Source organism: Vibrio sp. R12-SW3-ISO1, from assembly GCF_059834005.1.
Window position 1 is genome coordinate 109,231 of sequence record NZ_JCBDGK010000006.1, and the last position, 25,778, is coordinate 135,008.

Here is a 25,778-nt window from a genome sequence, read left to right on the forward strand (position 1 = left end):
AGAAGGCAACTGTATTTGCTTTGGTTCGATAAAAAAGGCTGGCCAAAAGGTGAGCTTGGCCAGTTATTGCAGCTGTGCCTCGCACTCAAAATTGAAGGGCTGGATAGCGTAGTAAAACCGCTAAAGCGCCTATAATTTGCTGCAGATACTTCCATTTTAACGACAAGAAACCGTATGAAACTTGATATCAACGCACTGAAACACCACCAACTGGTCGAAGATGGTCAATTGGAGGGGTGTTACATTCATCAGCCCGCAAAGGGCAGTCAGCAAGACGACAAAGCCGTGTTGGCCGAGCGTCAAGCACTAGAGAATATGGGATATAAGGTCGTCCAGATACAAACTAAAGGCCGTACCGCAACGTTTTCTGAAGCCATGCAACAGTTTGCGAAGAAGACAAGGTATCAGCCGAAGTAATTAATGAGAGTGTCCCGCCCCAAAGAGCGAGATGATAGGGACTTTGCACATAATAACTATCGTGGCCAGCTCGGAACAGCCCCAATATTTGCCAGAAAACTACTTGAGGAACAATGCTTTGATATCAGGCATCACCTCTTTTGTGGCGAGGTACCCGGCTTCAATAGCCTGCTCTTTTTCATCAAATGCACCGCTGTTTCTTGGCTCAAACTTTGGGGCAATGATGATGTCTGCACTATTTAGCTCTTGCTGAGATAACCGACAGCTCTGCATGCGAAAAGTAGCAAGGGTGACCTTGCTTGCCTGTGCGTCAGGAGTCGGTTGATTGTGGCAAAATATATCGACTGCAATGATCTTTTGTGCGCCTAACTCTCTTGCCGCATCGACAGGAATCACGCTAAGAACACCACCATCAACTAGAATATCTCCTTGGTGCTCAACCGGTACAAATGCCCCAGGGATTGTTGATGAGGTTTGCACCGCGTGACCGGGATTTCCGGAACGAATCATCACGACTTCTTGCGTTGTGAGATTAGTAGCGGTAACGGCGACAGGTATTGGCATATCAGTTAAGTCATCATAGTCAACTTGGCTATTTATCCATTCAGAGAGTCTTTTCCCATTAACTAGCCCTCTTGAAGACACCACAAAATCGGCCAGATCTAATATGCCAATCTCTTCAATTGCCGCTTCCATTTTCTCAACGGTCATGCCCGATGCATAGAGGACCGCCGCGATTGAACCTGCGGAAGTGCCGCTCACCACTTCTGCTTTTACCCCCTCTTCTTCGAGCGCTTTAAGAACCCCAAGATGCATAAACCCTCGGACACCACCACCGCCAAAAGCAATACCGAGCTCATGTTTATCAGGTACTGGTGTCGTTACTGCGTTAAGGTCTTCGTAAACATTAGGAGAAGAGCAAGCCACTAAGCTGGCTGCTATGACTGAAAACATTAGCCTCTTGAACATCAAATTTTCCTAAACTGTGGAATCATCATCGTCTGAACCTCTGTCATCTTGTTGAGCTAGTTACTTCGATTTGCAAGCTGCTATCGGAGCGAGTATCGTCAATAATAGTTAACTATATCTCTCAAATGGTTTGCTCAAATAGGTCAAATGCTCTTTAAAAAATGCCTATTTGTATCACCACGGCGGTTGAGGCACAAAATGAAACAGAGAATTAAACAAATAGTAGAGAGCCGGATTGTTGAAGATGGCATGGTCGAAACGGGCATCAAAGGTGTTAGTTTGTTTCGAGTGACGCACTCGATACCCTGTGCACCTGCGGTATATGAACCGACGGTGATTGTCATTTTGAGTGGTAAGAAAGAAGCGATTCTCGACGGCGATCATTACGTATATGACGACAGTCAATATATGTGCTGTACAGTCTCTCTACCCGTCGAAGCGGGGACACCTGAAGCCTCTCCAGAAGAGCCTTTGCTAGGCGTTTATATTTCTCTAGATACCAAGGTTATGACTGAACTGGTGATTGAAATGGAGAGTGCCGTCAGCGCGATAAAACGACCAAAAAGTGGCTCGCAACCACCTGGTATGTCACTGGCTAATTGGGATGATACCTTTTCTGATGCGCTACTTAGGTTACTTCAACTGGGCGACAGTAGTATCGATACCGCTATCTTGGGTGAAAGCCGTCTGCGGGAATTCTACTACGCAGTGCTGAAAGGCGATGCTGGTATTTCTGCAAGAAGAGCGTTTGGAATTGGAAACGAAATCGCGAAGTCGATCGAGTACCTGTCACTGAACCTGAGTAAGAACGTCACTATTGATGAACTCGCCTCTATCGTTTGCATGAGTCGTGCAGTTTTCCATCGTAAATTCAAACAAGCAACTCGTATGTCCCCTATCCAATTTATGAAGTCTATGCGCTTAAACAAAGCCGCTATGAAGATAGCAGGAGGTATGGGCGTTAACGAGGCTGCAATGGCGGTAGGGTATGTGAGCTCTTCTCAATTCAGCCGTGAGTTTAAACGTATGTATGGCCAATCGCCTAAGCAATGGAGTCAAGCTAAGGGCATGATTGAGAATATTGCGTAGTTAGCGAATTATTAGATAGTTTAAAATGCCTATTTGATACAAATAGGCATTTTTTAAAGAGCAATTCGCCTATTTCCTGTTCTGGGTGATAGATATAGTAATTCCACTGCGTCAATGAAAGGTGACTTGCCGTGAAAAAAATTATTCTATCTATAGGAGTCAGTATGGTACTTGCTACTACAACCTTTGCTAAGGACATCAATGAGGATCTTTACCAACTGGAAAATACGGTTCATGACATGGAAGGTAATGTCTATCGAACGGTGACCATCGGTGATCAGGTCTGGTTAGCTGAAGGGCTGAGAAGTACCAAGTTCCAAGATGGTTCGGCTGTTAGCTCTGACGTCATTCCAAAAGATGATGAAGCTAACTTGTTGAAATATGGTCGACTATACAACTGGCATGATGTCGCTGATGAGAGAAACTTATGTCCTGAGGGTTGGAGAGTTGCGACAGATGAGGACTGGAAAAAGCTTGAGCGAAGCATTGGCATGCCTGAAGACGAAGTTCACCAAGAAGGTTGGCGAGGCGGTGACCAGCAGCTTGGCTTACAGCTAAAAGAGGCACAAGCTGACGGGCCATTTAAAAAGGTGGATCAGTCTTTAGTCAACAAACATAACTTCTTTGCCAGACCTGCTGGTGTTAAATGGAATGGTTTTTACATCACAGAGGGAGCTTATACCGAGTTTTGGACTGCCGATAGCGCATCTGACGCTAAAGGTATCATTCGCACATTGGCTTACTCTTGGTGGAATGCGCACAAAGGCGAAATTCGTCGTGCGACCAGCTCAAAAGATTATATGTTCAGTGTTCGCTGCGTAAAAATTTAAATTTGATCCAGAAGTTTTCTTCACTATATCAATAGCTCTTTCATTGTAGTTCTTCTATTTCTACTCGGTACTCGATATGACATATTCTTCAATTTTAATTACCGGCGCAAACTCTGGACTTGGGTTTGAGGCTGCTAAACAGTTTGCTCAAAGAAAAGGTATTTCAAAAATTATTTTGGCATGCCGAAGTGAAGAGCGAGCGGAACAAGCGCTTCAGCAGTTGGAAAAACTCACAGGCAAGAACATTTTCGAAACATTGATTGTAGATGTAAGTGATTTAGAGTCCTGTCGAAAAGCAGCTGAAAATCTTGATACCCAAGTCGATGGCATTGTATTAAATGCTGGTGGTGCAGGCGGTTCTGAGCCTACAAAACTTACAAAAGATGGTGTTATTTTTACCTTCGCAGTTAATGTATTAGGGAATATCCATTTAGCGGAACGTTTAATGAATAACGGGAAGTTAAACACTAGGGGATCGGTCGTGTATGTCGCCAGCTTTGCAGCAAGAGGAGCGCCTGAGATTGGCGCCGCGAAACCGCCGATTACAGAAGGCTCGATAGAAGAGTGGGTATCGGTTGTAAATGGAGAAAAATTTGCCCAAAACAAGGCCTATACTGACCACTATGGTTCGGTAAAACTTATGGGTGCCCTATGGACCATGAGTATGGCACGCAAACATCCGAACTTTAGGTTTGTCACTGTTGATCCAGGAATGGCAGCGGGCACATCGGGGGCAGATGCTTTCCCTTGGTATCAAAAATGGGCAACCAATGCCACAATGAGAGTTTTGCAGTTCTTTGGTAAAGCACATTCTGTTGAAGTGGGTGCCAAACGTTATGTGGACGTGATGCTAAATACAGAGGATCTTGAGACTGGTATTTGGTGGGGCAGTGAAAAAGGGTTAACGGGAAAATTAGCCAACCAAGCAATACATTGGCCGGAAATTATTGGTCAAGAGTCAGTCCAAGATAATGCAAATACCGTTATTCATGAGTTTATAAAGTAGAAGTTTTAGTGTGAAATTATTCAGAGAACTCAAACAAATTTGAGCTATTGGATTAAAAATCAATAGCTTCAACTGACGGGTTATTGAGTCCCAAGTCCCAGAAAAACAGAGCAACCGCTAAGTCACTCATATTACCCTCGAACACTACACGCTTCGGGTGGCTAATTAAAACTAAACGCCCCCGAAGCGGCTCGATTCAATTGAGCTGTTGATGGTTTGATTGGTTAATTAGGCCAATAAATCCACAATGGCTTTGCCAACAGCGTGCGCGCTAGTTGGATTTTGCCCTGTGATAAGGCGGTCATCGACAATCACAAACTCTTGCCATGGCTGGACTTTAGAGTAGCGTGCTGCACTGCGTGCGAGAGACTCTTCAAGAAGAAAAGGAATGTCGTTGATTGTACCGAAGTCAACTTCTTCTTCGCGAGTAAAGCCTGTCACGGATTTAGAGGCGATGAGCTTCTCGCCGTTGCTGAGTGTGATTGGCAGAAGAGCACCAGGACCATGACATACTGCCGCAATAATGCCGCCGTTTTCATAGTGTGTTGCGGAGATGTTTGCGAATTCTTCATTGCTTGCTAGATCTGAAAGAAGGCCAAAGCCTCCAGGGTAGAAGATCGCATCATAGTGTTCTCCGTTCACTTGTGAAGCAGGGATCGTGTTATTGATGCGGTTCTGGAAATCATCATTCGCTAAGATTTTCGCGTTGACCACATCACCTTCTATATCGGTACCGTACAGTGGTGCCTGACCACCTTTTATTGAAGCAATATCGTACCCAAAGCCAGCTTCAAGCAGTTGGTCAAGCGCATGAGTAAGCTCTGGCGCGTAAGTTCCGTTCGCTTGGTCGGTATCACCGAGTGTCGCGTGGTTTGTCACAATAATTAGTACTTTTTTCATGCTGCTTTCCTCAAATGATTTGCGTCTCTTTGTTCAACACCCTCATACTATTTGCTATTCAAATGAGTGATAATACACTGGTTTGACAAAACATTATTGCTAAATAGCAAAGGTAACTATGGATAGCTTTGAGGGTATCAACGAATTTGTTACGGTCGCGGAGAGCTTAGGGTTTTCTTCTGCAGCAAAACAATTAGGTTGCAGTACGAGTCACGTTAGCCGCCAAGTGACGAAATTAGAGGAACGACTGGGTGTGGCGTTGTTAGCTCGTTCAACACGGATGGTGAGCTTAACTGAGGCCGGTCGAGCGTATTACCAGCAATGCAAAGAGCTAGTGATTGGGCTCCAACAAGCGAACGAACAGCTTACGACACAGCAAACTCAGTTAAGTGGTACGTTGCGTGTTAGTGCCGCTGGCGCATTTTCTGAAAACTATGTCGCTCCTGCTCTAATGGAATTCGCGAAACTGCATCCGAATCTCACCGTAGAAATTAACTTCAACACCCGTATGGTCAATTTTATTGAAGATGGTTTTGACTTTGCCATCCGTTATGGACGGTTGAGTGATTCGGGGTTGGTCGCGAGAAAACTCGTTGATCGACCCATGGCAGCAGCAGCCAGCCAGCACTATATTGATGAACATGGTCTGCCTATTCATCCAGAGCAGCTAAAGCAGCATAGCTGCATCATTGCCAATAAGGATGTCTGGTTGTTTGAAAAGGATGGAAAGCCCTTAGATGGCGTCAAAGTTCAGGGGAGATGGAAAAGCAACAATGTCCACACTGTTTTACAGGCTTGCAGCGAAGGATTAGGCATCGCGTATCTACCCAAAAGTAGTTTTAACGATGCCCTTTCATCAGGTCGATTAGTCCCTATTCTGGAGCCTTATTGGGGAAGTGGTAATAGTAGCTGGATTGTTTATCAGAATCGTCACTTCCTGCCATTGAGAGCAAGGTTAGCGATCGATTATCTTCTTGAGCGCTTTTCAAAATGGCAAGAGTGAGAAACTCGGTACAAATGTGAGCAATCCAATCATCGATTAGATAATCTCTACATTTAAATTCAAAGTGGATAGTTGGTGGGTTTGAGAAGCACGATCAAGTTTAAATCACGGTCTCATCAGTGTTCGCGTGATACCATCAACACGTTTATTTTCCACCGAGATACACACATGTCATCAGATTACTACGGAACCAGCGCAGGTTATGCGCGCAAAGAAGCGGGCTATCGTGAAAAAGCACTGAAACTTTATCCTTGGGTATGCGGCCGTTGTGCCCGAGAGTTTGTCTACTCCAATCTTCGTGAACTCACCGTACACCACAAAGATCACGACCACACTAACAACCCGGAAGATGGCAGCAATTGGGAGCTGCTTTGTCTCTACTGCCACGATCATGAGCACAGTAAATACCTAGAGCACGATCGCTATGGCAGCGAAATCCAGCCTGGTGAAGATGATCACCAAAGCGCGACCTACAATCCTTTTGCCGATCTGGCGAAGATGATGAAAAAATGACAAGGCGCTCGCCATCACAAGGCAAAATCATCGTTTTTCTTTCTATATGCGGAGGGCGTCATACCTGTGCATTGTTTGAAAATGCTGTTGAACGATGATTTTGATTTGAAACCGCAGTTAAGCGCGATATCCAATAAGGTGAATCGGCGAGTATGCGGATCTTGTAGCTGACGCTTTACTTCATCCACCCTCCATTCATTGATGAATTGAAAAAAATTCTTATTCAATCCATTGTTTAAAAGTGACGATACTTCTCGCCTCGGCATCCCAAGTGAGTGAGAAAGCTGATATATCGTCAGGTCCGGATTTAAGTAGAGCTTTTCCGTTGCCATTAGTACATTGAGCTTTTGCAGATCTTCTGGGGCGTATGTTGGGGCGTTGACATCATCACTACGAGATGAGGTTTGCCTTTCATCTTGTTGCTCCCAACCCAAAGTTTGGTGTAACGGAGGTTGTTCTACTCCAAAGACGCACAACACGATTATAAAGGTTAGATATGAGAGCAGATGAGCGTCCATCGGAGCAAGCAACGAGGTATCACCTGACTCATTGATGATATTGAGCAAGACCAAAAAAGCAAACAGTGAGGGAATGACGTAAATCCAAATCAAACTGATCGTCGACCCTTGCTGGGAGAAATAAGTGGATAAATTTCTATTATGTTTGCGAAGTATGCGAATGGTCCAAGCCGAATAGATCATAAAGATGATCAGATTGCATTGACCAAAAAACGCCAAAATCCCCTCGATGACATCCGGTTTAGCACTGATGAAGTTCAGTTTATCCAACAAGCTGGAACTTGACCCAGGTAGAACAACGGCGTCTGGCTGATAGAGCGTGAATAGTGCGTAGAAGAGCAGGAAAGGGAGCATGTGAAATGCGTACTTGTACGATGGCCAATACTCTTTGCTGATTAGCTGTTGTGTATAGATGAGCATGATTGGGCCATGCAATAAGTTTAATGCTGGATTAAGCCACGGAGCCATTAAGTGTGGACCGTGATCGTTTATCAAATCCAGCATGTGGCTAGTAAATGGAGCGAGTAAGACAAATAACCAGATCGTAATAATCACATATCCACGATGGAATTGAGGTTGCCTCAGCATCTTGAGGACGGTAAATGCCGAGAGAGTCAGTGCAATGACCCCGAGGTTCCATGTCATATTGAATTCTATCACTCTCACTTTTCCTCGTTGACAACAAAGGTTTTTGTTTCGGCAAGCTGTCCGTTATTTCTTCGCGCATATCATATTGGAAAAATATAAAAAGTTCTAAAAATAGCGTCCAAACTTATGTTTTAGGACGATCGAGTTTGGGCTTGAGGGAATACTGTGGCTTATCAACTCAATACTAATTAGGTGATTTAGATGTTAAAGGTTCTTAGTAAAGCAGTGCTTGTAGGATTGATGACTGCGACAGCATCCCCGCTTCTCGCCCAAGACGATTTCCCCAAGTTACCAGATACAGGGCAAACGGGTCATTTTGATACTAACGGAAAACCATTGGCTGCTTCGAGTGACAGTTTGTATTTAGGCCAAGATGCGTCTTATGAAGGCGTGCCCTTGCGATATCAAGACAATGGTGATGGTACAGTGACCGATTTGAATACCGGGTTAATGTGGCAACAAGATCACGACACAACGAGAAGAAACCTAGCTGACTCAGCAGCGGTCGTGGAATCAATGACCCTCGGCGGCTATGATGATTGGCGCCTTCCTACCATAAAAGAACTTTATTCTCTCGCCAACTTCGATGGTGAATTAATGAAGCCTGAGAGCGGTGCAGTTAGCCAACCTTATATCGATACCGAATACTTCGATTTTGAATACGATAAGCGTTTGCCTTTTGCCGGTGCATTTTGGTCTAGCACCGTGTATAACAAAGGGGCAGTACAAAATTTCACCACTCATGGAGGGCTGCAGGGTGGCTTCGGCTTTAATTTTGCCGATGGACATATCAAATCCTATGAAACAGGGTTGTTTTTTGATGGGTCAGAAATTCAGGACTCCGATAATATGTTTGTACCAGGTAACTACGTACGCGCAGTTCGTGGCACAACGACTCTCTATGAAATGGATTACGTTGATAATCAAGATGGTACCGTTACAGATCGCTCGACTGGCTTGATGTGGGCGAAAAGTGACAGTGGCGAAAGGATGAACTGGGTTGACGCACTGGAGTACGCCGAAAACGCCACTTTGGCAGGGTATAGTGATTGGCGTTTACCTAACGCAAAAGAGCTTCAATCTCTGGTTGACTACGAAAAGAAAGATCTACCCGCGATCAACACGACTTATTTTGATGTGACACCAACTCAGTTTGAGTCAAGCAATGATTCGTACTATTTTTGGACGAATACCACTCAAGGTGACTTTAAACACACGGCGGTCTACGTTTCTTTTGCGCAGGCATGGAGTAAGAAAAATTCTGATTCTACTCAATACTACGATTGGCATGGCGCCGGCGCACAACGTAGTGATCCCAAAAGCGGTATACCTGCCGACTATGAGCTTGCTTCTGAGATGGCCACGGATTACATCTCAATTGATAATTGGGTTCGCTTGGTGAGAGACGTGCATTAAGTTAATGTTGACGCCTAACTAAGAATTGAGGGCTGGGATCATCTTGCGTGAATGAAACAGATTGGACACGCTCTACAGCATTTTGATTTCAGTCCTTGCCCCCTAGACTCACAAGACACGCCATTTCCTCGCTGGCTCTCCCTCACGCTTAGCGAGTTATTCTCTCTGTTCACTATCACAAATGTATATCAGCCCTTTCTAAAATAAAGGCTGATATATCAGCATGATCAATTATTAACTAAAGCATCATCACGGTAATTGTTGACTATACTTTCGTTTAGATAGCGTTCTCAAAGGCGAAGTGTTTGTGACCAAATCCATTCTGATTGTTGATGATCAGCCCATTATCCGCACCATGTTAGCGTCCACGCTTAATGCGTTGGGGCGCTTTGATATTCATGAGGCAGGGAATGGGGCGCAAGCGTATGACGTAGTGGCAGGGGCGCATATCGATCTTATCTTTTGTGACATTAATATGCCCGATTCGGATGGCCTCTACTTACTGCAAAAGTTGAGTAATGAACGATTTCGCGGCGACATCGTCATCATCAGTGGTGAAGACGATGCGTTGATTCGCTCTACGCGCACGCTCACCGAAAGCTACCATCTGCGTATTTTAGGCGTATCGTCCAAGCCCATCACGGCTGCGATGATTCGCCACTACCTGCATCGTAAACCGGGCTGCGATGTGCACGATCAACCGCTCGAGAGTGAGCCGTTAACGCCGCAAGCGTTGGCAATGCATCTCGATAACAAACATGTAAAAGCGTATTTTCAGCCACAATACTCATTAGACACCATGCAGTTGATGGGCTTTGAAGCCTTGGCGCGAATCGAACCCGATGAGAACACCTTGATTCTGCCCGGCCGCTTTATTTCGACTGCGGAAAACAGCTGTTTGATGATGCGGCTCACCTTGCAAGTGATCAACGCCGCCATGCACGCTTTTTCTCAGTTAGGCAGCGCGTATGACCATCTCACCTTATCACTCAATGTCTCTAGCCAAGTGCTGGAAGATGAGCACTTTCCGCAATGGTTGTCGGACAAAGCGGCAGAGTTTCGCATCAGCAATCATCGCATCGTGTGCGAACTGACCGAAACCTTGATTTCAAACGATCCACAAAGCGTGCATGTGTCGTTACTTCGCTTGCGGATGCTCAATTTTGGCGTCTCTATTGATGATTTTGGTACCGGCTATGCAACCCTCACCCAGCTGCACTCTCTACCCTTTAACGAGCTCAAAATTGACAGGAGCTTTGTGTTTGATGTGCTAGAGAATGAAAAATCACTGGCCGTATGTCAGCGCTGTATTGGCCTCGCCCAAGACTTTGGTCTCAAAGTCGTGGCAGAGGGGATTGAAGACAATAAAACGCTGCAAGCGATACAGCGTTTGGGCTGCGATATCGGTCAAGGGTTTGGTTTAGCTCGCCCTGAACCTAGTGAGCAGGCAGTGGCGAGAGTCAATCGTGGCCAAGTGGGATTATGGACTGAGCACCGCAAACAATAACTCTAATAGCCTAAGGACAGAAAATGAAACTTTCAAAGCAATTGCCAATAGGACTGATGATTGTTGGACTTTTCATGATGTCCGCGACCTATCTAATGCTGAGTAAAAGTGATGGGCTGCTCAAGCAATACACTTCCAACGGCTTAGAGCGGGAAGCTAAGTTCCTGACCTATTTGATTGAGCAAAACTTAATGGAGCGCTATCACGACGCGTCGATTTTTCCTTTAGTGCTGGGTGAGTTGGAAAATGAAGCCGAGCTTAAATATGATGTCACAGATCCGGAATTTTTGGCCTCGCTTAATCGACTTATCAAGAACTATTCAGTCTATCGGCGCATCGGTATCATGGATCTCAATGGAGAAATGATTGCAGAAAATAGCCGCAACCATTTAGGAAAAACGATTTTCAGCAACAATATTTCCAAATCAGAGGTGGTGGAATCCAACTGGTTTAAAGCGATTTCTAGCGCCGAGCACGCCGTCGGGGATGTGTTTTTCTTCGGCCCAACCAAGCGCATCATCGACACCAATGAGCAGCAGTTTGATCTCCTGATCGGCTCGAAAATCTACGACACCCAAGGCACCCTGATTGGCTATTGGCTCAATATCTTGGATTTTACTATTGTTGAGCAGCGTTTTGAGAAAGCCTACCAACTGCTGGCGCAAAAAGGCTTACCTTATGCCGAGCTCACCCTACTGGATGAACAAGGCAACGTGATTGTTGATTACGACCCGCTTGTCCAACAAACCACCACTTATGAGCGCGACTTTTCGGTCCTGGGCCAGCTCAATTTGGTCAATGAGGGGGTCGAAGGAGCAAAACGTGCGATTGCTGGTTTGACGGGGACAGTCATTTCAACTCATGCACGCAAAGGCATCGAGCAGTTCACGGCTTTTGCGCACTTCAGTAGTGAGACCGACGTGCCGGTTCCGAATTGGTCGACCTTGATCCGGGTCGACAAAAATATCGCCTACAACGAATACGCTGAGCTGATGAAACTGGGCAAGTGGATATTCTTTGTCGCGTTGATATTGATTATCTCACTCTGGTATCTCTCCTCGCGCATATTGACGCGCCCTTTGCAAAAGGTGACTCAAGCCATACTGGAAATCGCCAATGGTAACTTGGAGCCAGAGATTGAAAAGCGCCAAGGAAAAGATGAAGTCAGCTCGATCAACAACGCGTTACTGGAACTGAAAGAAAAACTGTATGAGCGGGATGGATTGCTCAGTGAAGTGAGCGAGAAGCAGCAGCTAGTCGAGTTGCAACGCACGGCGATGAACGCGATGGCTTCTGGCATCGTGATTGCCGATGCCAGACAAACCTCGATGCCGATCATCTTCGTCAACCAAGCGATTGAATTTCTCACTGGTTACCGAGCAGACGAACTGATCGATCAACATTATCAAGTGCTCTGGGGAGCGGAAACAGAACGTTTGTCTAAGCAGCGCGTAATGGAAGCCATCGAGCACGGCAAAAGCTGTACCTGCGTGATGATCAATTACCGGAAAAATCTCACCACCTTCATTAATAACCTCAGTGTTGATCCCGTCTTTGATGATGAAGGCAAGGTGACCCACTTTATTCTGGTGCATAACGACATTACGGAAATTAAGAAAGATGACGAGATCGCCAGGCTTGAGCTTGAAAGGCGCATCGAAGAGAGTACCAGAGAGTCACGCGAAGCCGCCAAGCGTTTAAGAACCGTGTTTGATACCGCCATCGATGGCTCGATAGTCATGAATGACAAAGGGATCATTATTGACGTAAACCACTCGTTGGAATTGATGTTTGGTCGCAAGCAGCACGAAATGATAGGTCAACCTATCGCAGTGCTCCTACCGCAAACCACTCTGAAAGACAACGAAGAGCGCCAATGCTATTTTGACCAAGAGATCCGCCAATTTATCGGTCAACTGCGAACCGTCAAGGCGCAACACAAAAGCGGGGCCATCATCATTGTTGAAATCTCAGTGGGCGAAGCGAGATTGGAAAACGAGAGCTTGTTTGTCGCTGCAATACGCGATATCACCGAGCAGCAAGCGATCAAAGATGAGCAATTAAGCCTGCAAAAACAGCTAAAAGAACGAGAGACCATTTATCGTACCGCTTTCGACCAAGCCGCCGTCGGGATTGCTCGTGTTGCGCTGGATGGAAAAATGCTGGAAGTCAACCAGCGCATCTGTGCCAGTTTAGGGTACTCCGAACAGGAGTTGCTTGAACTGAATGTGGTGGATATTACCTATCATGAAGATCTCTCTTTAAGCAAAGGCTATTTAAAGGACTTGCTAGAAGGCCACTCAGACTTTTATACCCTAGATAAGCGCTATATCCGCAAAGATAGAAGCGTTTTCTGGGCAAATCTCAACATCTCTTTGGTGAGAGATGACGAAGGGCAGCCCAAATATTATATCTCCATTATTGAAGACATCACGGAACGCAAGACCTTTGAACAGGAGCTGCGTGACGCACGCGATCAACGCGAAGAGTTGATTCGCGGAATCAACATCGCGTCAGAAGCGGGTGGGATTTGTAACTGGGCGTACAACATTGAGACGGATGAATTGCGCTGGGATCCGAGTACCTATGATCTTTATGGCGTCGAAGAGGGGCTCCCACTCACCTACGTTGACTGGCGTGACCGCGTGTTGGAAGAGGACATTGATGCGATAGAGAAAGAGATTCAAGACGCGATGCAGTTTGATTTAGCGATCGAGTCGGAATTTCGTTTTCGTCGCAAAGGACAGCGCGATGTACGCTGGGCGAAGGTGGCGGCGGCTATCGTGTATGATGACGACAACAAACCGGTCAAGATGTTTGGTATCAACATCGACATTACCGAGCAGAAACGCATCCTAACCGAGTTAGAAAAAGAGACGCTCGCTGCCCAGCGGGCTAACGAGGCGAAGTCGGCATTTCTTGCGACCATGAGCCATGAAATACGCACCCCGATGAACGGCGTGATCGGCATGATTGAACTGCTGAGACAAACCCCACTCAACGCCGACCAAAAACGCATGGCGACCACAGTGCGTGATTCTTCATTTGCCCTGCTTGATATCATCAACGACATACTCGATTTCTCTAAAATTGAGTCAGGCCAAATCGAAATTGAGTGGACGCCTAATTCGCTGCTTGAAATCATGGAAAAAACCGCTGCGAATCTTTGGGTCAACGCGTCGGACAAAAACGTCGATCTGGTGTTGGAGCCAGACTTGTCTATCCCACAAAGCATTGCTATTGACTCCCTACGCATCCGACAAATTATCCTTAACCTAACGGGCAACGCGATCAAGTTTTCCCACTACGAGGACAAACGAGGATTAGTGAAGTTGGTGAGCCGCTTTGACCACACTCAATCTTTGCTGCACATCGAGGTGAGTGACAACGGCATCGGCATCAGTGATACCCAATTGCAATCGCTCTTTACTCCCTTCCAGCAAGCGGACACCTCGACCACTCGTAAATATGGCGGGACAGGGCTTGGCCTGAGCATCACCAAATCTTTTGTTGAGTTAATGGGCGGTGAAGTGGCGGTGCGCAGTGAAGTAGGGGTCGGCAGTACGTTCTCGCTCACGATTCCCATCCCAGAGGTGATTGACCGTACGCCAGAATTTAGCAACGTGATGTTGGCGAATCAGCCGATTGTGATTGGCTTAAGTAAAGCGCCGTTCCAAGATGGCTGTGAACACAGCTTAGTGCAGTTAGGCGTAACAGACATGACGGTGCTATCGAGCCCACAAGAGTGGCAACCCGTCACTCGCCGTGAGGGCGACAAAAAGCCTATTTTGATCTGCGATCCGCTCTTTGACGCTCAAATTGACAGCGATGGCGCGCTGCGTTTAATGATCGAAGAAGATCCAATCAAATCAAAAGGGTATGTGAATCCTTATCTGTTCGTGATTGCAGGGCATCCGCTTAAACCGAGTGAGTTGATTCATGGCATTGGCGTGCTTTGCGGTCTGGTGAGTCCGGATTTTCAATGGCCAGAAGAGAGTTTAGAAAGCGCGCATGGCGCGAGTGCGTCGATGCTCACCCAACTTGCCACCGAAGGGGTACGTGTGCTGGTGGCTGAAGATAACAAAACCAACCAGATGGTGATTGGCCGTCAGTTGGACAATCTCGGGATCGCCCATGATATAGCCAATGATGGGGTCGAAGGTCTAGATATGTGGGAAAGCGGTGCTTACGACTTAATTTTGACCGATTGCCATATGCCCAATATGGATGGCTACGAGCTCACGGCTCAGATCAGGCAGCGTGAAGCACAGCGATCTCAAGCACCGATCCCCATTATCGCGATCACCGCTAACGCCTTAGTGGGAGAAGCGGACACCTGCCTCAAAGCGGGCATGAGCGACTACATCTCCAAACCGGTCGAAATTGGCTTATTGAAGAGCAAACTGGCGCATTGGCTGAAACAGATCAGTGCCGCGCAAGCCAGCGCTCCTGATACGCAGGAAGGGGAAACGGAAGAGGGGATGGAAAAGGGTCTGAGACTAGAGACCTTAGTTGAGGTGATTGGGACCGATGACAAAGCGATCATCAGTGAGATCCTCACCATGTATTGGGAAAGTATTCAAACGGAAGTGGCCGATCTTGAGTCGGCCATCTCTGCTTTGAACTATAATAAGATCAAAAGCTTGGCGCACGCCGCGAAAGGCTCTTCGGCTTCAAGTGGCGCGGCTTATGTGAGTGAACTGTTTAAACAGATAGAGCTGAACAATCAAGACATTGATTTAGCAGCGCACAACATCGAGCAGATTAAGACGGAGCTGACGCAGATAGAGCAGCAATTGAACACCTTGGGCATTCTTTAGTTTCACTGATTTAAGGGCCGAGAAAAGATATGGATAAATCGATTACCGTTGTGGTGTTTTATGAGTCACATGAAATTCGTGACTTAATGGAGGAGGTTCTGCGTGGTCGGGCGAGTGAACTGGTCTTTTCCAATTTAAAAGAGGATCAAAAAGAGTTTATTGAGTTTGCGCGTGGTCAGCACACTGCCTTCATGTTCATCTACGCCTTTGAAGACCCTAAGTTTGCGAATGATTTGTACCAGTTGCTTGATTCACACAGTGCGCTGTCGAACATCATGAAATACCCTCATTTGTCGGTGTTGTTTTGTAATCGAGAGTACCGTGAGCAAGCCTACCAAGAGTGCATGTCGAAGCGCTTTTTTCTCTACGACACGATCAATCCTGTTTATGACATGAACAAGGTGCGTTTGCTGTTGGATCTCACCTCTGAGGCGCTGATGCAGCAGATCAAAGTCAGCGAATTGGAGCAAGAGATAGAGGATTCGCGCCGAGATATGTTCGACGTGTCGCTGCAACTCGATGGTATCGAAGGATCGATCAATGATGAGAAAGGCATTCAGGGTGGTCTTTTGGATGATTTGGCAAGGGATCTCAATGAATTAGGTGAGCGCCATGAAAGCCTAGAAGGCGATGAGACCAGCGGGCGTATGAAGCAGGGCTTAGATGAATTTAAGAACCTTAATGAGGTCTACTTCAGTGATCTCGGCGCTCAGGTAAGAAGTGCTAAGCCGAAAACCAAAGAAACAGAGCCTTTGGTGATTGTCGCCGATGATCAGAAAATGATGCTTAAAATCATCACCACGATTTTGCAACCGAAAGGATTTCGGGTGGAAACGGCCTCGAATGGCGCTGAAGCGATTATGAAAGCCAAAGTGTTCCCACCCAGTGCCGTACTACTCGACATTGATATGCCTGTGATGAACGGTGTTGAGACACTAAAAGCGTTTAAACAGCTCGAGCCACTTAAACATGTGCCCATCATTATGCTGACCAGCAATACCGATAAACACAGCTTTGTCGAGTGCCTCAAATTGGGCGCGGTGGATTACATCGTCAAGCCGACTAATGCGGAAACCTTGCTCAAAAAGCTGTTGGCGGTGGTATAACGCCTGAGCCCAACACAGCACATTGTTGCCACAAGCCAAGTTTAGCGCCGTGCACTTTGTTTAGTGGGCTAATCAACAATATTTCGTGCACGTGATTTTTATTTTGTGCTGCTCATGTGTGTAAACCTTACTCGTTGTTCTCCTCTCACTGTTAAGTCGCGCACTTTACGCTGGTGTTACGCCATATCTATAACTTTCAGTTATTTGAAGGCATTTGTTGTCGCTAAAATGTAGCAATTTTGTGTCGTTTTTGCGGCTTTCTTCTCACCCGTTTTCGCCTCTCAATCAGGATTGATTCTTTACGTTAATGAAAAATCATTTGAGTTCGAACTAATTTTCAGGCATTTTATATTTAACTGAACGTTCAATAAAAAATAAATGGAGCCGTTTGATGCCGAAAGTTGGGATGCCACAAATTCGAAAACCACAGTTGGTGCAGGCCACCATGACGGTGATCGATCGCGTAGGATTACACGCGGCCAGTATCTCTCTGATCAGCAAAGAAGCGGGTGTGTCGACGGGCATCATCAACCACTATTTCGGCGGTAAACATGGTCTGTTAGAGGAGACGATGCGTGAGATTTTGCGTCAGCTCTCAACCACCATCACCGAGAAACTCAAGGTGTTGCCAAAAGACGCCCACGTTGAACGCATCAACGCCATCATTGATGGCAACTTTGTCGGTTATCAAGCAGAGAATAAGGTGGCCAAAACCTGGCTGGCTTTCTGGTCATACTCAATGCACGACGCTCAGCTCAAACGTCTTCAGCAAGTCAATGAGAAGCGCTTGCTCTCTCATCTGAAGATCGAACTCAAGGCGCTGTTCTCTGCCGAACAGGTGGAGGTGGTCGCGCACGGTATCGCTGCGTTGATCGATGGGATTTGGATTCGCGGGACGCTCAACCCGCAAGGTATAGACGCCGATATGGCGCGCCAAATCATCAACGATTATCTCGATAAACAACTCACGTTTTACTCACAAAAATAATTTAAGTCAGACTTTACATGGATATGAAATCACTATTTATCGACGGTAAAGCCCACCAGGCAACGTCTGGTGAAACATTTACCACCTACAACCCGGCAACGGGTGAACCTTTGGCGACCATAGGTCAAGCCAGCGAAGCCGATCTCGCGCTTGCGATTGAATCGGCGAAAAAAGGCTTTGCTGTTTGGTCAGCGATGAGTGCCACTGAGCGCAGCCGCATTTTGCTCAAAGCGGTGGCGCTGCTGCGTGAGCGCAACGATGAACTCGCCGCACTCGAAGTGGCGGACACAGGTAAACCTTTGCAAGAAGCGTTGGAAGTGGACATCGTCACCGGCGCAGACGTGATCGAATACTTTGCCGGGCTTGCTCCTGCGCTTCAAGGTGAGCAGCAGCCGCTGAGTGAATCACAGTTCTTCTACACACGTCGCGAGCCGCTGGGCATTTGCGCAGGGATTGGCGCGTGGAACTACCCGATTCAGATCGCGATGTGGAAATCCGCTCCAGCACTCGCCGCAGGGAATGCGATGATTTTCAAACCGTCGGAAGAGACACCACTGACCGCGCTGAAACTGGCTGAGATATTCACTGAAGCAGGGCTGCCTGATGGCGTCTTTAACGTCTTGCAAGGGGATCATCGCGTTGGTCAAATGCTGACCGCACATCCTGATATCGCCAAGGTGTCGTTTACTGGTGAGTCAGGTACGGGCAAGAAAGTGATGGCAGACAGTGCGCGCACGCTAAAACACGTCACCATGGAACTTGGTGGTAAGTCACCGCTGATCATTTTTGATGATGCCAAGCTTGACGATGCGGTGTCGGCAGCGATGGTGGCGAACTTTTATACCCAAGGCGAAGTGTGTACCCACGGTACTCGTGTGTTTGTGCATGAGTCATTATACCCCTCATTTATAGAACAACTTAAAGCGCGAACCGAGAAACTGGTGGTTGGCGATCCTATGGATAAGGCGACCCAGATTGGTGCGCTTATTTCCAAAGAGCATCAACAAAAAGTGCTCGCAGCGATTGAAAGCGCCAAGCAGAGCGGCGCGACCTTATTGACTGGCGGTGAGGCGGTGAAAGATAGCGCGCTAGCAAACGGTAATTTTGTTCAGCCAACGGTGTTTATTGATTGCGATGACGATATGCCTCACGTGCAGCAGGAAATCTTTGGGCCTGTCATGTCTGTGCTCACCTTTAGCGATGAAGACGAGGTGATCGCACGGGCGAACAATACCGACTACGGCTTGGCAGCGGGTGTCTTTACTCAAAACCTGTCTCGAGCGCATCGAGTGATTCATCAGATGCAAGCAGGTATTTGCTGGGTCAACACTTGGGGCGATTCCCCGGCAGAAATGCCAGTGGGCGGCTACAAGCACTCTGGTCTTGGTCGTGAAAATGGCCCAGAAACCCTGCGCCACTATACCCAAACCAAAAGTATTTTGGTGGAACTTGGCGGCTACGAAAGCCCATACGCATAACGGGAGGCAGGCAATGACAACTCGTTACGACTACATCATTGTGGGCGCCGGTTCAGCGGGCTGTGTACTGGCGGACAGATTGACCGAAAGCGGCGAGCACCAAGTGCTGCTGCTTGAGGCCGGGGGCAGCGATAAGAGCATTTTTATCCAAATGCCAACGGCGCTCTCTTACCCTATGAACAGTGAAAAATACGCATGGCAATTTGAAACGACGCCTGAGCAAGGCTTAGATGGCCGACAACTGCACTGCCCAAGGGGCAAAGTGTTGGGTGGTAGCTCATCCATCAATGGCATGGTGTATGTGCGCGGACACGCCTGTGACTTTGACCAGTGGCAGGAACACGGCGCCGAGGGTTGGAACTACCAAGCCTGCCTGCCCTATTTTCGCCGTGCGGAATCTTGGCAGGGTGGCGCAGATGCCTACCGAGGCGGTAATGGGCCGCTTGGCACCTGTGGTGGCAACAATATGGAACTCAATCCGCTTTACCGCGCCTTTATTGATGCTGGCGTGGAAGCGGGCTATCCCGAAACCGACGATTACAATGGCTATCAGCAAGAAGGTTTTGGTGCGATGGACATGACGGTAGACAAAGGGGTTCGCGCTTCTACGTCTAACGCCTACCTAAAGCGTGCCCGTAAGCGTTCAAACTTGACTCTGATTAAAGGCGTCGTTGCGCGCAAAGTGCTGCTCGACAACGGCCGTGCCATTGGCGTGGAGTATGAAAAGTCGGGTCAGATAACACACGCAATGGCTAGCGTCGAAGTGATCGCCAGTGCCGGTTCCATTGGTTCGGTGCAACTGCTGCAACTGTCCGGCATTGGGCCTAAAGCGGTGCTTGAGGCGGCGGGTGTCGAGGTCAAACATGATCTACCGGGCGTGGGTGAAAACCTGCAAGATCACTTAGAGGTCTACTTCCAATATCACTGCACCCAGCCGATTACGCTTAACAGCAAACTTGGCTTAGTCAGTAAGGGCATGATCGGCGCTGAGTGGATCCTGACGCGCAAAGGTTTAGGGGCTACCAACCATTTTGAGTCGTGCGCCTTTATTCGTTCACGTGAAGGGGTGAAGTGGCCCAATATTCAATATCACTTTTTGCCTGCAGCGATGCGCTACGACGGACGCGCGGCGTTTGATGGCCACGGTTTCCAAGTGCATGTTGGCCCCAATAAGCCTGAAAGTCGTGGCCGCGTGGCGATCACGTCGGCGAATCCGCACGATAAGCCGAAGATTGAGTTCAACTACATCTCGACTGAGCAAGACAAGCAGGACTGGCGAGATTGCATTCGCCTGACACGAGAAATTCTCAACCAGCCAGCGATGGATGCGTTTCGCGGTGAAGAGATTCAACCCGGCAGCGACGTCACCAGTGATGAGGCGATTGATGAGTGGGTGAAACAGAACGTAGAGAGTGCGTACCACCCGTCGTGCAGCTGCAAAATGGGCGCAGACGATGACCCGATGGCGGTATTGGATGAAAGCTGTCGAGTTCGTGGCGTGGAGAGTTTGCGTGTTGTGGACTCATCCATCTTCCCGACCATTCCTAATGGCAACCTCAACGCGCCCACCATCATGGTGGCTGAGCGTGCAGCGGATATGATTCTGGGCAAGCCTCTGCTTGAGCCAGATAACCAACCTGTGTGGGTTGCACCGAAATGGCAAGAAAAACAGCGAATTCATGCGCCCAAACGTGCGCACATCATTAAGTAAAGCGAAGGAAAGACTCGCAAAAAGCGAGCACGGACCGGCACGTTGCGGCCGGTCAACATAATAAGCAGTTAGTAAAAACAGAAAGTTAGTAAAAACAGAAAGTTAGTAAAAACAGAAAGTTAGTAAAAACAGAAAGTTAGTAAAAAGGAAATCAACATGTCTATGATGACGAAAACCTTCTCAACACTCGCTCTGTCGAGTTTCGCGATCAATGCGTATGCCAACCAGTGTGAAACCGTGCGTTTCGCCGATGTCGGTTGGACGGACATTACCGCGACCACCGCAGTCACGTCTGAAGTACTGAAAGGTCTGGGTTACCAAACTAAGACGGATCTGCTCTCCGTGCCCGTCACTTACTCTTCGATGGCAAACGGTGATATCGATATCTTCCTTGGCAACTGGATGCCAACGATGGAGGGAGATATCGCTAAATACCGTGAGGCTGGCACAGTGGAAACCGTACGTGCCAATCTAGAGGGTGCGAAGTACACGCTAGCAGTACCGAAATACGTCTATGAAGCGGGGGTGAAAGACTTCGCTGATATCGCGAAAAACGCCGACAAATTCCGCGACCGCATTTATGGCATTGAGCCAGGAAATGACGGCAACCGCCTAATCCAATCCATGATAGATAGCGATGCATTTGGCCTGAAATCGTTCAGCCTGGTTGAATCCAGCGAGGCCGGCATGGTGTCTCAAGTGGCACGCGCTGTACGCCGCAATCAGTGGATTGTCTACCTTGGTTGGGCACCGCACCCAATGAACAGCAATATTGAGATGGAATACCTCGCGGGCGGCGATGACTTCTTTGGCCCGAACTACGGCGGTGCGAACGTGTACACCAACGTGCGAGCGAACTACTTGTCTGAATGTGGCAACGTTGGCCAACTACTGAAAAACCTTGAGTTTAGCCTTGAGATGGAAAACCAGTTGATGGAAGCCATCTTGAATCAAAATGTTAAACCTTCAATTGCGGCTCAGCAGTGGTTGAAAGCCAACCCAGAGCAGGTTGAAAAGTGGTTAGAAGGCGTGAAGACCATCGACGGTAAAGACGCGGCTTCAGCGGTTAAAAACTACATTGATTCAAAAGCGTAAGTCAAATGGGTGGGCACTGCCCACCCGCAACATCAAGGTTATATTGTGAATTTTATTACTGACAACAAAATCCCATTGGGTGAGTGGATGGAAGCAGGGGTTGATTGGCTAACATTTAACGCTGCTGGGCTGTTTGATGCGATTTCTCTCTTTCTTGAAACCATTATTCTATTTGTTGTAGACATTTTTAAATGGATGCCACCTGCGATGCCGATCTTGATGACGGCGGCCATTGCTTGGTATCTGCATCGTAGTCTTCCGCTGGTGTTATTCATTATTGGCGCGTTGCTGACGATTCTCAATCTTGGCTACTGGCAAGAGATGCTAGAAACCTTTGTTTTAGTCTTTGCTGCGACAACGATTTCTGTATTAATTGGCGTGCCTCTGGGCATTATGGCGGCGCACCGTCGTTGGCTCTACACTCTGCTCAGACCGATTCTCGACTTAATGCAAACCGTACCCACGTTTGTTTATCTGATCCCCACACTGGTTCTGTTTGGTTTGGGTATTGTCCCGGGGCTGATTTCAACCATCATCTTCGCCATTGCCGCACCGATTCGCTTGACTTACCTCGGCATCACTAAAGTACCGGAAGAGCTGGTCGAAGCCGGTAAAGCGTTTGGTGCCACGCGCATGAAACTGCTGTTTAAAGTGGAACTGCCTGCGGCCATGCCAAGTATTATGGCGGGCGTGACTCAGTGCATTATGTTGTCACTATCTATGGTGGTGATTGCCGCGCTGGTGGGGGCGGACGGCCTAGGAAAACCTGTGGTGCGTGCGCTTAATACGGTGAACATCTCGCAAGGTTTTGAAGCCGGTCTTGCCATCGTGTTGGTTGCTATCATCCTTGACCGACTGTGTAAATCACCGAACCAGAAGGAAGCCTAATCATGAAAGCCATTACAATTAATCAACTTGATGTGGTGTTTGGTGACAAACCACAACTGGCCCTCGATTTACTCGACAAAGGATTATCACGCCAAGAGATCATTGACCAAACCTCGCAAGTGGTGGGGGTCGATAATGTCTCTTTGTCGGTCGATGAAGGCGAAATTTGTGTCTTGATGGGCCTCTCTGGCTCGGGCAAATCCAGCCTGCTTCGCGCGGTCAATGGGCTTAATACGATCTCTCGTGGCTCATTAACCATCAAAGATGGTGATTCACAAGTGGATCTCGCCAACTGTGATGAACAGACACTGCGCCATTTGCGCACGCATCGTGTCTCTATGGTGTTTCAAAAGTTCGCCCTTATGCCTTGGCTTACCGTATTGGACAACGTCGCCTTTGGTCTCGAGTTACAAGGGCAAGGAAAAGCTGAGCGAAGAGCCAAAGCGCGTGAACAGCTCGAGATGGTGGGCTTAGCCGAGTGGGAAGATAAGTTCCCGCATGAGCTCTCAGGGGGGATGCAGCAACGTGTCGGTCTTGCGCGCGCCTTTGCGATGGACAGTGATATTTTGCTGATGGATGAGCCGTTTTCCGCGCTCGATCCACTGATCCGTGCTCAGTTGCAAGATGAACTGATTTTGTTGCAGAAGAAACTGAATAAAACCATCTTGTTTGTCAGCCACGATCTTGATGAAGCACTTAAAATCGGCAACAACATTGCGATTATGGAGTCAGGCAAGCTGATCCAACACGGCAAACCAGAAGCGATCATCCTGACGCCAGAGAACGACTACGTACGAGATTTTGTTGCGCACACCAATCCTCTCAATGTGTTGAAAGGACGCTCCTTGATGCAGCCGGTGGAAGCGTTAAAGCACAACGCCAACCAATGGCAAGTGTGCGGCAGTGACGCACTGTGGGTGAGTCAACAAGGAGAGCGCCTTGAACTTGCGCCTGACTCCTCGCTCTCTTTGCTGTATTGGGATGCAAGCAAGGGTGATTTCGACGCCGTGAATGCCTCGACCGTGGTGGTCACGAGCCCTGACATTGGGATGCGTGAAGCGATTGAACTGAAACAGCGCAGCGGGCAGCCTATCTTATTGATGGAAGAAGGGCGCTTAGTGGGCGTGTTGAACGACAGTGAGTTTTATGACGCGTTGCTAGGTAATTACAACGCGCCGAAAGCGGCGTAGTTAACCTCTTGCATCGTTAGCGTTCATCTCGCTCTGAACGCCAGCAAAAAGGGCTGACGCATTGTCAGCCCTTTTCGGTTTAGTGTTTACGGCCAGTGCCGCTTCTGACTAACTCTTGACCATTTTGGAACACATCTTCTGTGACCCAGCGGCCAAGAATCAATTGATGGTTGTCATCAAGCACTGCGACAAATCGGCGACCGTCTGCGTTGCTGGTCGCAAGGGCGATACCGGCGACACCCTGTAGGCCAAGCGTGCCGTTTTCAACGGCGATCAAAAAGGCTTCAAGTTCTTCTAGGCTGGCGATAATTGTGTCGTCATTAATCATATTGGTTATCTCTTGGTCTATCTTGTTGACATCTGTGCGGCATTACGCGCATAGCCGCCACTCTATCACTGCCGCTTAGGCTGTGACAAACAAATCACCCTCTTGGTCAACACACAGGATACCTTTTAGGCATTCATCACTGAGGCTGATACACTGAAGGTGAATATGGATTTCAGGAACCTTCAGATGCAAAGCGCGCCCATTCTCTATTATGTTTACGATCCGATGTGCTCATGGTGTTGGGGCTATCAACCCGTATGGCAGCAAGTCAAACAGGAACTCTCAGGTACGGTTAGCGTGCAGTACGTGGTTGGCGGTTTAGCACCAGACAGTGATGAGCCGATGCCCATGGCGATGCGAGAGCAAATTGCGTCCTACTGGCGCAAAATTGAAAACTTGCTCGACACGTCATTTAACTACGATTTTTGGACCAGCAACACGCCAAGGCGCTCAACGTACCCCGCATGTCGCGCTGCGTTGGCGGCGCGCAAGCAAGACGCCGAATGGGTGATGATCAACGCGATTCAACGCGCCTATTATCTTGAGGCGAAAAATCCCAGTGATGATGAGGTATTGCTTGGACTTGCCAACCAAGTAGGGTTGGATATGACGCGCTTTGAAGAGGACTATCGCAGTGCGCAGCTCAACCAGTCTTTGCTGGATGAGATTCGTTTTTCTCGCCAGATTGGCGCCAACGGGTTCCCTTCTTTGGTACTACGCATTGAGGATCACGTCTATCCCATCGCCGTGGATTATCGTGATGCGCACAATACCGTCACGCTCGTGCGCTCCGTGTTGGAGGGGCAATCATGATTCGTATTGAGCCGCTCAGCAAACAGACCATTGAGGGCGTAAGAGGGGTCATGCTGCCCCAAGCGCAAGTGAAGTTTGCGGGGACCGCCGAGGAGTTTCTCTCCGATCACTGCCCAACCACGCATCGGCATGTAATTTTGGCCGGTGATAACGTGGTTGGCTTTTTCAAACTCGATATCGCCTATCGTCGCCGCTACGACTTTTGTCCCGATCACGCAATGGGACTCCGAGCGTTTGCCATCGACGCCGCTCATCAAGGCAAAGGGTATGGTAAAGCAGCGATTCGCGCATTGATGCCGTATCTCGTCGCCAACTATCCGCAGTTTGAGACGATTTACCTCACGGTGAACTGCAAAAATCCCGGCGCGCAAGCTTGCTATCTCAAAAGCGGCTTTGTCGATACTGGCAAGATCTATTTAGGTGGTTCTGCCGGCCCTCAACACATCATGAGAGCGACCATTCATGCTTAAGTCGTTGGTCTAAAAAGGGATAAGTACCAGAAAAAACGGCTCGACCGTGCCTAAATTTCTCTAGACAGGGTCGAG

At 48.0% G+C, this 25,778-nt stretch carries 22 protein-coding genes and 1 pseudogene; 19 read left to right on the plus strand and 4 right to left on the minus strand.

Annotation, left to right across the window (positions count from 1 at the left end; translation table 11 throughout):
• Positions 1–12: 12 nt before the first annotated feature.
• Positions 13–135: pseudogene (locus AC6R0R_RS01950) on the plus strand (putative quorum-sensing-regulated virulence factor); the annotation flags it as partial.
• Between the two features lie 39 nt (positions 136–174).
• Positions 175–417: a hypothetical protein gene (locus tag AC6R0R_RS01955; protein WP_500625506.1), complete on the plus strand. Its 243-nt coding sequence runs from the start codon at positions 175–177 to the stop codon at positions 415–417.
• Between the two features lie 99 nt (positions 418–516).
• On the opposite strand, the gene AC6R0R_RS01960 is transcribed toward AC6R0R_RS01955, so the two are convergent.
• The gene (locus tag AC6R0R_RS01960) at positions 517–1,386 is read right to left on the minus strand and encodes a patatin-like phospholipase family protein (RefSeq protein ID WP_500625507.1); all 870 of its coding nucleotides are present in this window, start codon (positions 1,384–1,386) and stop codon (positions 517–519) included.
• Between the two features lie 198 nt (positions 1,387–1,584).
• Between AC6R0R_RS01960 and AC6R0R_RS01965 the strand changes: the two genes are divergently transcribed.
• The 3 genes from AC6R0R_RS01965 (at position 1,585) to AC6R0R_RS01975 (ending at position 4,311) form a co-directional block, all read left to right on the plus strand.
• Positions 1,585–2,475 carry an AraC family transcriptional regulator gene (locus tag AC6R0R_RS01965; protein WP_500625508.1) on the plus strand — a complete coding sequence of 297 codons (891 nt, stop codon included), beginning with the start codon at positions 1,585–1,587 and terminating at the stop codon, positions 2,473–2,475.
• Positions 2,476–2,606: 131 nt separating this feature from the next.
• A complete protein-coding gene (locus AC6R0R_RS01970) occupies positions 2,607–3,305 on the plus strand; it encodes a fibrobacter succinogenes major paralogous domain-containing protein (protein ID WP_500625509.1) in 699 nt (232 codons plus the stop codon).
• 76 nt (positions 3,306–3,381) lie between these two features.
• The gene (locus AC6R0R_RS01975; RefSeq protein WP_500625510.1) at positions 3,382–4,311 is read left to right on the plus strand and encodes an SDR family NAD(P)-dependent oxidoreductase; all 930 of its coding nucleotides are present in this window, start codon (positions 3,382–3,384) and stop codon (positions 4,309–4,311) included.
• 228 nt (positions 4,312–4,539) lie between these two features.
• On the opposite strand, the gene AC6R0R_RS01980 is transcribed toward AC6R0R_RS01975, so the two are convergent.
• On the minus strand, positions 4,540–5,211 hold the full coding sequence (locus AC6R0R_RS01980) for a type 1 glutamine amidotransferase domain-containing protein (RefSeq protein ID WP_500625511.1): 672 nt from the start codon (positions 5,209–5,211) through the stop codon (positions 4,540–4,542).
• Positions 5,212–5,329: 118 nt separating this feature from the next.
• On the opposite strand from AC6R0R_RS01980, the gene AC6R0R_RS01985 reads away from it, so the two are divergent.
• On the plus strand, positions 5,330–6,214 hold the full coding sequence (locus AC6R0R_RS01985) for a LysR family transcriptional regulator (RefSeq protein WP_500625512.1): 885 nt from the start codon (positions 5,330–5,332) through the stop codon (positions 6,212–6,214).
• Positions 6,215–6,382: 168 nt separating this feature from the next.
• Positions 6,383–6,727: a YajD family HNH nuclease gene (locus tag AC6R0R_RS01990; protein WP_500625513.1), complete on the plus strand. Its 345-nt coding sequence runs from the start codon at positions 6,383–6,385 to the stop codon at positions 6,725–6,727.
• A 14-nt stretch (positions 6,728–6,741) separates the two neighbouring features.
• On the opposite strand, the gene AC6R0R_RS01995 is transcribed toward AC6R0R_RS01990, so the two are convergent.
• On the minus strand, positions 6,742–7,905 hold the full coding sequence (locus tag AC6R0R_RS01995; protein WP_500625514.1) for a helix-turn-helix transcriptional regulator: 1,164 nt from the start codon (positions 7,903–7,905) through the stop codon (positions 6,742–6,744).
• A 189-nt stretch (positions 7,906–8,094) separates the two neighbouring features.
• Between AC6R0R_RS01995 and AC6R0R_RS02000 the strand changes: the two genes are divergently transcribed.
• From AC6R0R_RS02000 to choV, 10 genes are all read left to right on the plus strand, one after another.
• Complete coding sequence (locus AC6R0R_RS02000; RefSeq protein ID WP_500625515.1) at positions 8,095–9,309, plus strand: Lcl C-terminal domain-containing protein; 1,215 nt, start codon at positions 8,095–8,097, stop codon at positions 9,307–9,309.
• A 307-nt stretch (positions 9,310–9,616) separates the two neighbouring features.
• On the plus strand, positions 9,617–10,816 hold the full coding sequence (locus AC6R0R_RS02005) for an EAL domain-containing response regulator (RefSeq protein WP_500625516.1): 1,200 nt from the start codon (positions 9,617–9,619) through the stop codon (positions 10,814–10,816).
• A 23-nt stretch (positions 10,817–10,839) separates the two neighbouring features.
• Positions 10,840–15,636: a PAS domain S-box protein gene (locus AC6R0R_RS02010; protein ID WP_500625517.1), complete on the plus strand. Its 4,797-nt coding sequence runs from the start codon at positions 10,840–10,842 to the stop codon at positions 15,634–15,636.
• A gap of 29 nt (positions 15,637–15,665) precedes the next feature.
• The gene (locus AC6R0R_RS02015; RefSeq protein ID WP_500625518.1) at positions 15,666–16,742 is read left to right on the plus strand and encodes a response regulator; all 1,077 of its coding nucleotides are present in this window, start codon (positions 15,666–15,668) and stop codon (positions 16,740–16,742) included.
• Positions 16,743–17,133: 391 nt separating this feature from the next.
• Positions 17,134–17,730, plus strand: a complete 597-nt coding sequence (gene betI / locus AC6R0R_RS02020; protein ID WP_487903301.1) for a transcriptional regulator BetI — start codon at positions 17,134–17,136, stop codon at positions 17,728–17,730.
• A gap of 17 nt (positions 17,731–17,747) precedes the next feature.
• On the plus strand, positions 17,748–19,208 hold the full coding sequence (gene betB / locus AC6R0R_RS02025; RefSeq protein WP_500625519.1) for a betaine-aldehyde dehydrogenase: 1,461 nt from the start codon (positions 17,748–17,750) through the stop codon (positions 19,206–19,208).
• Positions 19,209–19,221: 13 nt separating this feature from the next.
• A complete protein-coding gene (gene betA / locus AC6R0R_RS02030; RefSeq protein WP_500625520.1) occupies positions 19,222–20,919 on the plus strand; it encodes a choline dehydrogenase in 1,698 nt (565 codons plus the stop codon).
• Between the two features lie 156 nt (positions 20,920–21,075).
• Positions 21,076–22,014, plus strand: coding sequence for a choline ABC transporter substrate-binding protein (locus AC6R0R_RS02035; protein WP_500625521.1), 939 nt, complete (start codon positions 21,076–21,078; stop codon positions 22,012–22,014).
• Between the two features lie 45 nt (positions 22,015–22,059).
• Positions 22,060–22,902, plus strand: a complete 843-nt coding sequence (choW, locus tag AC6R0R_RS02040) for a choline ABC transporter permease subunit (RefSeq protein ID WP_334553378.1) — start codon at positions 22,060–22,062, stop codon at positions 22,900–22,902.
• A gap of 2 nt (positions 22,903–22,904) precedes the next feature.
• Positions 22,905–24,092, plus strand: coding sequence for a choline ABC transporter ATP-binding protein (gene choV / locus AC6R0R_RS02045; protein ID WP_500625522.1), 1,188 nt, complete (start codon positions 22,905–22,907; stop codon positions 24,090–24,092).
• A 79-nt stretch (positions 24,093–24,171) separates the two neighbouring features.
• Here choV and AC6R0R_RS02050 read toward each other — a convergent pair whose 3' ends face one another.
• Positions 24,172–24,420: a hypothetical protein gene (locus AC6R0R_RS02050; RefSeq protein WP_334553381.1), complete on the minus strand. Its 249-nt coding sequence runs from the start codon at positions 24,418–24,420 to the stop codon at positions 24,172–24,174.
• A 186-nt stretch (positions 24,421–24,606) separates the two neighbouring features.
• Between AC6R0R_RS02050 and AC6R0R_RS02055 the strand changes: the two genes are divergently transcribed.
• Both AC6R0R_RS02055 and AC6R0R_RS02060 read left to right on the plus strand, forming a co-directional pair.
• Positions 24,607–25,233 carry a DsbA family protein gene (locus tag AC6R0R_RS02055; protein WP_500625523.1) on the plus strand — a complete coding sequence of 209 codons (627 nt, stop codon included), beginning with the start codon at positions 24,607–24,609 and terminating at the stop codon, positions 25,231–25,233.
• Entirely contained in the window at positions 25,230–25,703 is a 474-nt protein-coding gene (locus AC6R0R_RS02060) for a GNAT family N-acetyltransferase (RefSeq protein WP_500625524.1), read from the plus strand. The genes AC6R0R_RS02055 and AC6R0R_RS02060 overlap by 4 nt, the downstream gene beginning before the upstream one ends.
• The last annotated feature ends 75 nt before the right edge of the window (positions 25,704–25,778 follow it).

Bases quoted from the DNA above. Each gene is read 5' to 3' on its own strand.
- AC6R0R_RS01985 (WP_500625512.1), top strand. From the start codon at position 5,330: ATGGATAGCTTTGAGGGTATCAACGAATTTGTTACGGTCGCGGAGAGC.
- AC6R0R_RS02035 (WP_500625521.1), top strand. From the start codon at position 21,076: ATGTCTATGATGACGAAAACCTTCTCAACACTCGCTCTGTCGAGTTTC.
- betB (WP_500625519.1), top strand. From the start codon at position 17,748: ATGGATATGAAATCACTATTTATCGACGGTAAAGCCCACCAGGCAACG.
- AC6R0R_RS02010 (WP_500625517.1), top strand. From the start codon at position 10,840: ATGAAACTTTCAAAGCAATTGCCAATAGGACTGATGATTGTTGGACTT.
- choV (WP_500625522.1), top strand. From the start codon at position 22,905: ATGAAAGCCATTACAATTAATCAACTTGATGTGGTGTTTGGTGACAAA.
- AC6R0R_RS02000 (WP_500625515.1), top strand. From the start codon at position 8,095: ATGTTAAAGGTTCTTAGTAAAGCAGTGCTTGTAGGATTGATGACTGCG.
- AC6R0R_RS01975 (WP_500625510.1), top strand. From the start codon at position 3,382: ATGACATATTCTTCAATTTTAATTACCGGCGCAAACTCTGGACTTGGG.
- AC6R0R_RS02060 (WP_500625524.1), top strand. From the start codon at position 25,230: ATGATTCGTATTGAGCCGCTCAGCAAACAGACCATTGAGGGCGTAAGA.
- AC6R0R_RS01955 (WP_500625506.1), top strand. From the start codon at position 175: ATGAAACTTGATATCAACGCACTGAAACACCACCAACTGGTCGAAGAT.
- AC6R0R_RS02055 (WP_500625523.1), top strand. From the start codon at position 24,607: ATGCAAAGCGCGCCCATTCTCTATTATGTTTACGATCCGATGTGCTCA.
- AC6R0R_RS01980 (WP_500625511.1), bottom strand. From the start codon at position 5,211: ATGAAAAAAGTACTAATTATTGTGACAAACCACGCGACACTCGGTGAT.
- AC6R0R_RS01990 (WP_500625513.1), top strand. From the start codon at position 6,383: ATGTCATCAGATTACTACGGAACCAGCGCAGGTTATGCGCGCAAAGAA.
- AC6R0R_RS02050 (WP_334553381.1), bottom strand. From the start codon at position 24,420: ATGATTAATGACGACACAATTATCGCCAGCCTAGAAGAACTTGAAGCC.
- betI (WP_487903301.1), top strand. From the start codon at position 17,134: ATGCCGAAAGTTGGGATGCCACAAATTCGAAAACCACAGTTGGTGCAG.
- AC6R0R_RS01960 (WP_500625507.1), bottom strand. From the start codon at position 1,386: ATGTTCAAGAGGCTAATGTTTTCAGTCATAGCAGCCAGCTTAGTGGCT.
- betA (WP_500625520.1), top strand. From the start codon at position 19,222: ATGACAACTCGTTACGACTACATCATTGTGGGCGCCGGTTCAGCGGGC.
- AC6R0R_RS01965 (WP_500625508.1), top strand. From the start codon at position 1,585: ATGAAACAGAGAATTAAACAAATAGTAGAGAGCCGGATTGTTGAAGAT.
- AC6R0R_RS02015 (WP_500625518.1), top strand. From the start codon at position 15,666: ATGGATAAATCGATTACCGTTGTGGTGTTTTATGAGTCACATGAAATT.